8 protein-coding genes and 4 pseudogenes are annotated in these 9,583 nt (G+C 71.8%); 3 read left to right on the top strand and 9 right to left on the bottom strand.

Annotation, left to right across the window (positions count from 1 at the left end; all coding sequences use genetic code 11):
* From EEJ42_RS38375 to EEJ42_RS38365, 3 pseudogenes are all read right to left on the bottom strand, one after another.
* Nucleotides 1-370: pseudogene (locus tag EEJ42_RS38375) on the bottom strand (hypothetical protein); the annotation flags it as partial.
* A gap of 12 nt (nucleotides 371-382) precedes the next feature.
* A pseudogene (locus EEJ42_RS38370) lies at nucleotides 383-1,142 on the bottom strand (carbohydrate ABC transporter permease).
* Nucleotides 1,139-2,101, bottom strand: a pseudogene (locus EEJ42_RS38365) (carbohydrate ABC transporter permease). Before EEJ42_RS38365 ends, EEJ42_RS38370 begins: the two co-directional pseudogenes overlap by 4 nt.
* A 16-nt stretch (nucleotides 2,102-2,117) precedes the next feature.
* Between EEJ42_RS38365 and EEJ42_RS38360 the strand changes: the two are divergent.
* Nucleotides 2,118-3,073: pseudogene (locus EEJ42_RS38360) on the top strand (enolase C-terminal domain-like protein); the annotation flags it as partial.
* A gap of 13 nt (nucleotides 3,074-3,086) precedes the next feature.
* Here EEJ42_RS38360 and EEJ42_RS38355 read toward each other — a convergent pair.
* Genes EEJ42_RS38355 through EEJ42_RS38345 form a run of 3 tightly spaced genes read right to left on the bottom strand, consistent with a single transcriptional unit; the run spans nucleotide 3,087 to nucleotide 5,829 of the window.
* Complete coding sequence (locus tag EEJ42_RS38355) at nucleotides 3,087-4,031, bottom strand: LacI family DNA-binding transcriptional regulator (protein ID WP_123106787.1); 945 nt, start codon at nucleotides 4,029-4,031, stop codon at nucleotides 3,087-3,089.
* Nucleotides 4,032-4,074: 43 nt separating this feature from the next.
* Nucleotides 4,075-4,980 carry an LLM class F420-dependent oxidoreductase gene (locus EEJ42_RS38350; protein ID WP_123106786.1) on the bottom strand — a complete coding sequence of 302 codons (906 nt, stop codon included), beginning with the start codon at nucleotides 4,978-4,980 and terminating at the stop codon, nucleotides 4,075-4,077.
* 54 nt (nucleotides 4,981-5,034) lie between these two features.
* Complete coding sequence (locus tag EEJ42_RS38345; protein WP_123106785.1) at nucleotides 5,035-5,829, bottom strand: ABC transporter ATP-binding protein; 795 nt, start codon at nucleotides 5,827-5,829, stop codon at nucleotides 5,035-5,037.
* A 100-nt stretch (nucleotides 5,830-5,929) separates the two neighbouring features.
* On the opposite strand from EEJ42_RS38345, the gene EEJ42_RS38340 reads away from it, so the two are divergent.
* The gene (locus EEJ42_RS38340) at nucleotides 5,930-6,199 is read left to right on the top strand and encodes a hypothetical protein (RefSeq protein ID WP_123106784.1); all 270 of its coding nucleotides are present in this window, start codon (nucleotides 5,930-5,932) and stop codon (nucleotides 6,197-6,199) included.
* A complete protein-coding gene (locus tag EEJ42_RS38335) occupies nucleotides 6,196-6,567 on the top strand; it encodes a hypothetical protein (protein ID WP_009712939.1) in 372 nt (123 codons plus the stop codon). Before EEJ42_RS38340 ends, EEJ42_RS38335 begins: the two co-directional genes overlap by 4 nt.
* A 41-nt stretch (nucleotides 6,568-6,608) precedes the next feature.
* Here the strand turns inward: EEJ42_RS38335 and EEJ42_RS38330 are convergent, their stop codons facing one another.
* From EEJ42_RS38330 to EEJ42_RS38320, 3 genes are all read right to left on the bottom strand, one after another.
* Nucleotides 6,609-7,280, bottom strand: a complete 672-nt coding sequence (locus EEJ42_RS38330; protein WP_123106783.1) for a class I SAM-dependent methyltransferase — start codon at nucleotides 7,278-7,280, stop codon at nucleotides 6,609-6,611.
* A 70-nt stretch (nucleotides 7,281-7,350) separates the two neighbouring features.
* A complete protein-coding gene (gene bioD / locus EEJ42_RS38325) occupies nucleotides 7,351-8,070 on the bottom strand; it encodes a dethiobiotin synthase (protein ID WP_123106782.1) in 720 nt (239 codons plus the stop codon).
* A 42-nt stretch (nucleotides 8,071-8,112) separates the two neighbouring features.
* A complete protein-coding gene (locus tag EEJ42_RS38320) occupies nucleotides 8,113-9,426 on the bottom strand; it encodes an adenosylmethionine--8-amino-7-oxononanoate transaminase (RefSeq protein WP_123106781.1) in 1,314 nt (437 codons plus the stop codon).
* Between the last annotated feature and the right edge of the window lie 157 nt (nucleotides 9,427-9,583).

The raw sequence follows: 9,583 nt of genomic DNA, 5'->3' as shown, positions 1-9,583 counted from the left end.
CGCGCCAGCGCAGCCCGTCCCGCCACGCCGCGGCGCACCGCAGCCCCAGCGCGGCGAGGGCGGCCGCAGCGACGGCGAAGGCCACACCGGCCCCCGGCTCATGGGCATCCAGGGCGAGTGCGTCCAGCCACAGCAGGGCCAGCGCCCCGGTGGGGGCGAGCCAGACGGCGGGCCCCGAGCGCAGCACCCGGTGCAGCGCCGCCAGGAAGTGGCGCGGTGTCACGCCCGCTCCGCCGTGTGCCTGCTCGCGCAGCACGGCGCAGCCCGCCACCAGGGCCGGGTAGGCGGTGATCACGGGGAGCGAGGCGAACAGCAGGAACACACCGAGCAGCAGGCAGTCGGCGAAAGGCGCGAACCAGGAACGGCGCATGGCCCGGCCTCCCTATCCCTTGAGTCCGGAGGTGTGCACGCCTTCGACCAGCAGCCGCTGGAAGGCGAGGAAGAACAGCAGCACGGGTACGAGGGTGAGCACCGACATCGCGAACATCGGCCCGAATGCGGAGCCGCCGGACTGGTCGACGAACATCCGCAAGCCCAGCTGGAGCGTGTAGTCCTGCGGGTCGGCGAGGTACATGAGCTGGGAGAGGAAGTCGTTCCAGCTCCAGATGAACGAGAAGATCGTCGTGGTGACCAGGGCGGGTTTGAGCAGCGGCAGGATGACGTACCCGAAGGTGCGGTACGGCCCGCAGCCGTCGATGACCGCCGCCTCGTCGAGTTCGCGCGGCAGCGAGCGGATGAACTGGACGAATCAGCGTGCCGATCATCACGGCGAAGTAGAGGCCGCGTCCCCGGAAGCGGAGCCGGGCGAAGGCGTAGGCGGCCAGGGAGCAGGACAGCACGTTGCCGATGACCGCGCCGGTGGAGATGAGCAGCGAGTTGCCGAACAGCCGCCACAGGGTGATTCCGCTGATGCCCTCGGCGGCCTGGGTGTAGTTGCCCGGGGTGAAGACCTTCGGGATGGGGCTCAGGTTCGAGATGATCTCGGTGCCGGACTTCACCGACGCGGTGACCAGCCACAACACCGGGTAGAGCAGCACGAGGCCGAGCACCACGCAGACGATGTGCCACACCGCGGAACGCAGCGGTGCAGTGGCGGTGGTGGTGGGAGCGGCGGCGGGGGCCGGGGACGGCGCGGTCGTCATGATGCGTCCTCCTGTCCGTAGAAGACCCACAGCCGGGAGCTGCGGAAGACGAGGAACGTGACCAGTGCGATGACGGCCAGCAGGACCCATGCCATCGCTGAGGCGTATCCCATGTGGAAGTTGGTGAAGGCCTGTTGGTACAGGTACAGCGAGTAGAAGAGGGTCGAGTCGGACGGTCCTCCGGTGCCGTTGCTGACCACGAACGCGGAGGTGAAGGACTGGAAGGAGTGGATGATCTCCATGATCAGGTTGAAGAAGAGGACGGGCGTCAGCATCGGCAGCGTGATGGAGAAGAAGGTGCGCACCCGGCTCGCCCCGTCGATCGAGGACGCCTCGTACAGTTCCTTCGGGATCTGCTTCAGCCCGGCCAGGAAGATCACCATGGGCGCGCCGAACTGCCAGACGGTCAGCATGATCAGCGGATACAGGGCGTAGTCCGGGTTGTCGGTGAGACCGCCGAGGTGGAGGCCGAAGAAGGCCAGCGAGCGGTCGGTGAGACCGCCGGTGGCGAAGAGGGACCGTCACACCAGGGCGACGCTGACGCTCGCGCCGAGCAGTGACGGAGCGTAGAACGCGGCGCGGTACAGGCCGACTCCGCGGCGGGCGCGGTTCAGCAGCAGCGCCACGGCGAGGGCGGCCGCGAGCTTGAGCGGTGCGCCGATGAGGACGAACCTCAGGGTGACGCCCACCGAGGTGAGGAACCGGTCGTCCTCCAGCATGTAGCGGTAGTTGGCCAGCCCCACCCACTGCGGCTTCGACAAGAGGTCGTAGTCGGTGAACGACAGATACAGCGAAGCGAGCATCGGGCCGAGGGTCAGGACCACCGCGCCGATCAGCCAGGGCGCCAGGAAGACATGGGCCGACAGCACCGATGAACGGCGACGCCGCACCGGTGCGACGGCGTCGGTGACGCCGCCGGGGCGGGGGAGGGGACGGGGCGGTGCGGTCGCCTGGGCCATACGTGCTCCTCAACGGCGAGGATGGATAACGGCGGCAACGGTTGCACGGGAACAGGGCAAACTGTCGGGCGTCCCCGTCGTCGACCTCCTGGGGGGGGCAGGGTCCGGGACACCGTGCCCTACAGCGCGTACCTCTTCTACAAGTGGGAGCAGCACCCGGAGCGGGACGGCGCTCCGGCGATCGGCGACGCGTGGGGCGCCGCTCTGGACCCCGACGGCATCGTCGCCCAGGCGCGGCACATGGTGGACCGGTACGGTTTCCGCTCGCTCAAGCTCAAGGGCGGGGTCTTCCCGCCGGAGGAGGAGATCGCCGCCCTCCACGCCCTGCGCGCGGCGTTCCCCGGGCATCCGCTCCGTATCGATCCGAACGCCGCGTGGACCCTGGAGACCTCCCTGACGGCGGTCCGCGCGCTCGAAGGCGTCCTCGAATATCTGGAGGACCCGGTGGCCGGGGTCGAGAACATGGGCGCCCTCGCCGCGCGGACCTCGATCCCGCTCGCCACGAACATGTGCGTGAACTCGCTGGAGACCATGCGCCCCGCCCTCGACCACGGCGCCGTACGGATCGTGCTCGCCGACCACCACTACTGGGGCGGGCTGCGGGGCACCGCCGCGCTGGGCGACGTCTGCAAGGCCGTCGGCTGGGGGCTGTCCATGCACTCCAACTCGCACCTGGGTATCAGTCTCGCCGCGATGACCCACGCCGCCGCTGCCACCGAGGACCTGGCCTACGCGTGCGACACCCACTACCCGTGGAACGCCGAGGACGACGTGGTGGCGCCCGGCGCCCTGTCCTTCGCCGACGGATCCGTACGGGTCCCACCGGGCCCCGGCCTCGGGGTCGAGCTGGACCGCGCCGTACTCGACCGGCTGCACGCGACCTATCTGGACCTGGGCCGCGAGCACCGGCACGATGCGATCTACATGAGGACCGTGGAGCCGGACTTCGACCCGACGCTCCCGCGCTGGTAGCCGAGGACCGCCGTCACTCCACGGCGGCCGTCGACCCCCGCACCACCAGGTGCGTCTCCAGCACCCGCTGCATCGGCTCCGCACCCTCCACCGCGGGCGTGCCCAGAATGCGGGACAGCAGATCGACGGCGGCCCGAGCGGCGTACGCCTTCGGCACGGACACCGTGGTCAGCGGGGGTGCGGCCATCCCGGACAGCGCGAAGTCGTCGCAGCCCACCACGCTCATCTCGTCCGGCACCCGCACCCCGCGCGCGGTGAACCGGCTGATCAGCCCGAACGCGACGATGTCGTTGAACGCCACCACCGCGCTCGCCCCGCTGGCGAGCACCACATCGGCGGCCCCGGTGACCCCGCCGTCGAATTGCGGGGCCACGCTCCCCACGTGGACGATCTCGACCTGGCCCGACTCCGCCATCGCCTCGACGCCCGCCGCCCGCTCCCGCGCGGTCCAGGAGCTGCGCGGACCGCCGACGTACGCGATCTTGCGGTGGCCCAGGGCGTGCAGATGGGCCACCGCGTCGGTCATGCCCGCCATCAGGTCGGCCGTGACGCTCGCGAAGCCGGGCTCCCTGCGGTGCAGCAGCACGGTCGGCTTGGCGGCGAGTTCGTCCAGCGACCGCAGCTCCTCGCCGCTCAGATGCGGGGAGACCAGGACGATCCCGTCCACCTGCGGGGCCAGGGTGCGGATCGCGTCCAGCTCCAGGGCCTCGTCCCGTTCGGCGTCGGACACGAACACCGAGTAGCCCAGGCCCCGGGCCCGGGACTGCACGCCCTTGCAGCACTCCGCGAAGAAGGGATTCAGCAGGTCAGGGACGATCACGCCCAGATGGCCCGTACGCCCCGTGATCAAGCCGCGCGCCGCACGGTTGGGCTGGTAGCCGAGCCGCTCGGCGGCGGCCCGCACCCGCTCGCGCGTGACGACGCTGACCGTTCCCTCGGGGGCCAGCGCCCGCGACACCGTGGACGACCTGAGGTTTGCACCCCCGCTCCCCGTACGTCAATCACTCTCCGTGCAGCTCCTCGATCACCGGGGCGAAGGCCTCCATGTGGTGCTCCAGCACGGTGAAGTACGAGAAGCCGAAGCGCTCGCGGTGGGCCCGCAGCTGGTCCGCCATGTCCTTGGGGCTGCCCAGCAGCAGCGCGGGGTGGTCCAGCAGCTGTTCCTCGGTGAGGTCGGGGGCGTACGGCTTCAGCTCGCGGGCCTTGGCGCGGCGGGCGTCGGTGTTCTCGACCATCTGGATCAGATAGTTCAGCTCGGCGGGCTCCGAGCCCGCTGTGGCCTCGGCTTCGGCGGCGAAGCGGTGGAAGGCCGCCACCCGCTCCTCCAGCGCCTCCGGGCTGATGATCTTCATCGGGCCGGGCGCGTCGTCCGGGGCCTGGACCGCGCCCGTGAAGGCCGCGATCTGCGCGTGGCGCGCGGCCACCCGCAGCAGCCGGTCGCCGTTGCCGCCCAGCAGCAGCGGTGGGCGCGGCGTCTGCGCGGGCCGTGGCTGCTGCTCGGGATCGGTCAGCAGCCGCTCCAGCTCACGGACGGTGTGCTCCAGGTGGTCCACCCGCTCGCGGGGCGACCCGAACGGCAGCCCGGCGCTGTCGTGCTCGGCCTTCACGTATCCCGCCCCGAGGCCCAGCTCCAGCCGTCCCCCGGTGAGCGTGTCGCAGGTGGCCACCGCGCGTGCCAGCAGGGCCGGGTTCCAGAAGCCCAGGTTGAGGACGAAGGTGCCGAGCCGCGGCCGCTCGGTGACCTCGGCGGCGGCCACCAGCGCGGCGAACGGCGCGGGCATGCCCAGATGGTCGGGGACCAGCAGGACGTCGTAGCCCAGCCGGTCGGCGCGGCGGCACTTCTCCCGCCATGACGGCGCCGATTCGAGCGTGAGCAGGTTGACTCCGAAGCGGAACGGCCTTGCCATGAGCCCTCCTTGATCGGGGATGATCCGAACCTATCGGAGTACGGCGCTCATTGGTCAGCCTTCGTGAGTCGTGTACGCCCGGGTGAAGATCTGCATGCGGCCCAGCACCGAGTCGGCCGTGGGCCGCTCCATCCGGTCCACGATCCGGCCGTCGTCGAGGAAGAGCACCAGGTCGGAGTGGGCGGCCGCGCTCGGGTCATGGGTCACCATGACCACCGTCTGCCCCAGTTCGTCGACCGCCTCGCGCAGGAAGGTCAGCACCTCCAGGCCCGCCCGCGAGTCCAGGTTGCCGGTCGGCTCGTCCGCGAAGATCAGCTCGGGGCGGGAGGCCAGCGCCCGCGCGCACGCCACCCGCTGCTGCTGGCCGCCGGACAGCTGGGCGGGCCGGTGCTTCAGGCGGTCCCGCAGCCCGAGGGTGTCGATGACCCGCTCCAGCCACTCCGGGTCGGGCTTCTGGCCCGCGATGTCCATGGGCAGGGTGATGTTCTCGGCCGCGTTCAGGGTGGGCAGCAGATTGAACGACTGGAACATGAAGCCGATCCGGTCGCGCCGCAGCTGGGTCAGCCGGCGGTCGTCGAGCCCGGTGATCTCGGTGTCGCCCAGCCAGACCTGGCCCGAGGAGACCGTGTCGAGACCCGCCAGGCAGTGCATCAGCGTGGACTTGCCGGAACCGGAAGGACCCATCACCGCGGTGAACCTGCCCCGCTCGATCTCCACGTCCACCGCGTCGAGGGCGATCACGGCGGTCTCGCCGCTGCCGTACGCCTTGGTCAGGTCGCGGGCCCGGGCCGCCGGGCGGGCGCCGCCCTCCGCGTACCCGTCTGTCTTCGTTGCCGCCGGTGTGGACACAAACGCCTCCCGCGTCGGAACGGTTTGCCCTCGATGGTAGGGACCCGCCCGCTTCCGCGCGCCGTTGGCGCAGCTAGCAAATATGCGCTAGCTTGATGGTGTGGCTAAGACACAGCTGAACGTCCGGGTCGACGAAACCACCGCTGAGGTGGCCCGGGAGCGTGCGCTACAGCGGGGAGTGAGCGTGAACCGCTACATCGAAGAGCTGGTGCGGCAGGACGCGGGCGAGGTGGGCCACAAGTTCGTGGAGGCCGCGGCCGACTTCATGAAGCAGTACCAATCGGTCTTCGACGAGGAATTCGGCCGCGAGCTCGGCCGGGATCTTGGCCGTGAACCCGGTCGGGAGCTCGGAGGCGAAGCGCGCCGTTGACCGTGCGTATCGATCTCGCCTGGCTTCTGATGATCGCCGAACACAACACCCCGGGGGATCCGCGCGTCACCGATTACGGTGCGCTGGTCGCCGCCGTGAGCCGGCACGAGGCGGAGATATTCGGCACCCCGATCTACCCCGAACCGCAGGAGCGGGCCGCCGCGCTGTTGCAGCTGCTGCTTCTGGTGCCGGCCCTGGAGCGCTCGAACGCTCTGTTCGCGTCGGCCGTCGCGTACGCGTACCTGGTGGCGAGCGGCCTGAAGGTGGCCACATCGCCGGAGCGGGTGCGGGATCTGGCGCGCCTGGTGCACGACGGCGCGGTGGATGTGCACGCCATCGCGGACGAGCTTCGCCGGTGGAGCGTCTAGCGGGACACCCCCTATGAGTCCGGCCTCTATGACTTCGGCCTCTATGACTCCGGGCGCCGCACCACGCCCAGGGTGCAGGGCGAGGTGGGCAGCGGCAGTCCCCGTTCGGGGAGCCGCAGCGACCGGTGGGTGACGGGCTCGAAGCCCACCCGCGCCATCTCCACCCGCACCTCCCGCCCGGTGTGGCACCCGCCGAACACCAGCGGCCACACCGTCCGGTCCAGCACCCCCTGCGTCATCGCCATGGCCCGCCCCTCGGCCCGCCCGTGCTCCAGGAACCGCAGCTCACCGCCCGGCCGCAGCACCCGCATCAGTTCGGCCAGGGTGCGCTGGACATCTCGTACGGAGCACAGCACCAGACACGCCACCGCCGCGTCGAACGCCTCGCTCTTGACCGGCAGCGCCTCAGCGACCCCGGGCACCACGTCCACCGGCACCTCGGCCCGGTGGCCCGCCCGCACCGCCAGGCGGCGCAGATGGCGTTCGGGTTCGATGGCGACGACCTCGGAGACAGTGCTCGGGTAGTGCACGAAGTTCAGGCCGTTGCCGGCGCCGATCTCGATGACCCGGCCGGACAGCCCGGCCAGGAGCTCGCTACGGAGTTCGGCGACCCCGGCCCGTTCGTCGGCGACGGGACTGACCTTGGCCCAGAAGCGGGCGAAGAGTGGGTGGTGGACGGCTTCGCGCGGGGGCCGGGGACGGCGTACGGGCATGGGTGACACCCCTTTTCCAGCGGGACGGCTGTATACCGATACCGGGAGTCTGCCCATGCCGCCCCCACCGCTACGCCGTGCGGTGCTCCTTCGTGAACCGCTCCGCGTCCCAGACGCCGTCCAGCCGCGGGGCCAGCCACCCCGGGGCCGCCGCGCGGAAGTCGGCGGGCGACAGGGCCCCGGCCCGCTCGGGAACGGCGCCCAGCAGCGGGGCGCCCGCCGCCTCCGGCAGGTCGGTCCTGTTGCAGTGGGAGGCGAGGTCCGCGTCCGCGGGCCAGCTGCCGATGACGACGCCGGGGAAGCGCAGGCCCCGGGCGCGCAGCGCCTCCGCCGTGAGGGCCGTGGCGTTGAGCGTGCCCAGGCCCGCGTGGGCGACGACCAGGACGGGGGCGTCGAGCAGCCGGGCCGCGTCGGCGAGCGTCGCGCCCGTCTCGTCGAACCGTACGAGCAGGCCGCCCGCTCCCTCGACGAGCACCAGATCGTGCTCGGCGGCCAGCTTCTCCGCCGCCTCCGCGATCTCGTGCGGCCGCACGGCGGGGCGCCCGGCGCGGCGCGCCGCGGTGTCGGGCGCCAGCGGCTCGGGGTAGCGGGCGAGTTCCCGCAGGGTCACGTCACCGGCGAGCCGGGCCACCTCGGCGGCGTCGCCCGGTTCGTCCGGACCGACGCCGGTCTGCGCGGGTTTGAGTACGGCGACCGACCGGCCGCGGGACAGCGCCGCCGCCGCGACGGCCGCCGTGGTGACGGTCTTGCCGACCTCCGTGCCGGTGCCGGTCACGACCAGTACTGACATCTGTTGCTTCGTGCCTTTCGCTGTTGTCTTGTTCTTGTGCCGTCAGCCCGCCGTGGCGGCGGCCGCCCGTACCGCCGCGCAGATACGGGCCAGATCGTCGTCGCCCGTGATGTAGGGCGGCATGGTGTAGAGCATGTCGCGGAACGGCCGCAGCCACACGCCCTCGCGCACCGCCGCCCGCGCCGCCGCCATGCCCGCGTCGTCCAGCGGGTGGTCCAGCTGGACGACGCCGATCGCGCCGAGCACCCGCACCTCCCGTACGCCCGGCAGCTCGGCGGCGGGCGCCAGCCCGTCCCGCAGCCCCGTCTCGATCCGCTTGATCTCCTGCCGCCAGTCGTAGGACAGCAGCAGGTCGATCGAGGCGCCCGCGACGGCGGAGGCCAGTGGATTGCCCATGAACGTCGGGCCGTGGGCGAGCACGGGAAGCTCGCCGCGCGAGATGCCGTCCGCCACCCGCGGGGTGCACAGCGTGGCGGCCATCGTCAGATAACCGCCGGTCAGCGCCTTGCCGAGGCACATCACATCGGGGCTGACCCCGGCGTGCTCCGCCGCGAACAGCGCTCCGGTGCGCCCGAAGCCGGTGGCGATCTCGTCGAACACCAGCAGCACGTCGTGCTCGTCGCACGCCTCGCGCAGCATTCGCAGCAGGGCGGGGGAGTGGAACCGCATGCCGCCCGCGCCCTGCACCACCGGTTCCACGATCACCGCGGCGAGCTCGTCCGCGTGCCGGGCCACCAGCTCGCGCACATGGGCCTCGTACGCCGGGTCGGGCTCGGCGTCGAAGCCGGGCGGCGGCGCGTCGGCGAAGATCTGCTCGGGCAGGACGCCCGACCACAGCCGGTGCATGCCGCCGTCCGGGTCGCACACGGCCATCGGCTGCCAGGTGTCGCCGTGGTAGCCGCCGCGCCAGGTCAGCAGCCGCTGCTTGGCGGGGCGGCCGAGGGAGCGCCAGTACTGGAGGCACATCTTGACCGCGACCTCGACCGACACCGAGCCCGAGTCGGCGAGGAAGACGTGCCGGAGCGGTTCGGGCGTGATCTCCACGAGCCGGGTGGCCAGCCGCACGGCGGGCTCGTGGGTGAGCCCGCCGAACATCACGTGGCTCATCCGGTCGAGCTGGCCGCGCGCCGCGTCGTTGAGCACCGGGTGGTTGTAGCCGTGGATGGCGGACCACCACGACGACATCCCGTCCACGAGCTCCCGTACGCCCTCGACCGGTTCGGCGAGCCGCAGCCGGACCCCGGCCGCGGACTCCACGACGAGCGGGTCCGCGCGGCCGGGCATGGGTGCGTACGGATGCCAGACGTGCTGCCGGTCCAGCGCCAGCAGCGCGTCGGGCGTCAGCGGCTCAGGCATTGGGCGGCAGTTCCGTCCCCGCGCCCCGGCGGCGCACCGCGACCAGGTCCGCGTGCGACTCCCCGGCCGCCACCGCGACCGGCTCGGCGACGGGCTCGGAAGGGGCAGCCTCGGCAGGGGCGGGGTCGGCGACGGTCCCGGGCGCGTCGCCGCAGGG

This window comes from Streptomyces botrytidirepellens (genome assembly GCF_003721215.1).
Lineage (GTDB): Bacteria > Actinomycetota > Actinomycetes > Streptomycetales > Streptomycetaceae > Streptomyces > Streptomyces himastatinicus.
The sequence above is the reverse complement of the archived record's forward strand: the minus strand, read 5'-3'. Positions and strand labels throughout refer to the sequence as shown.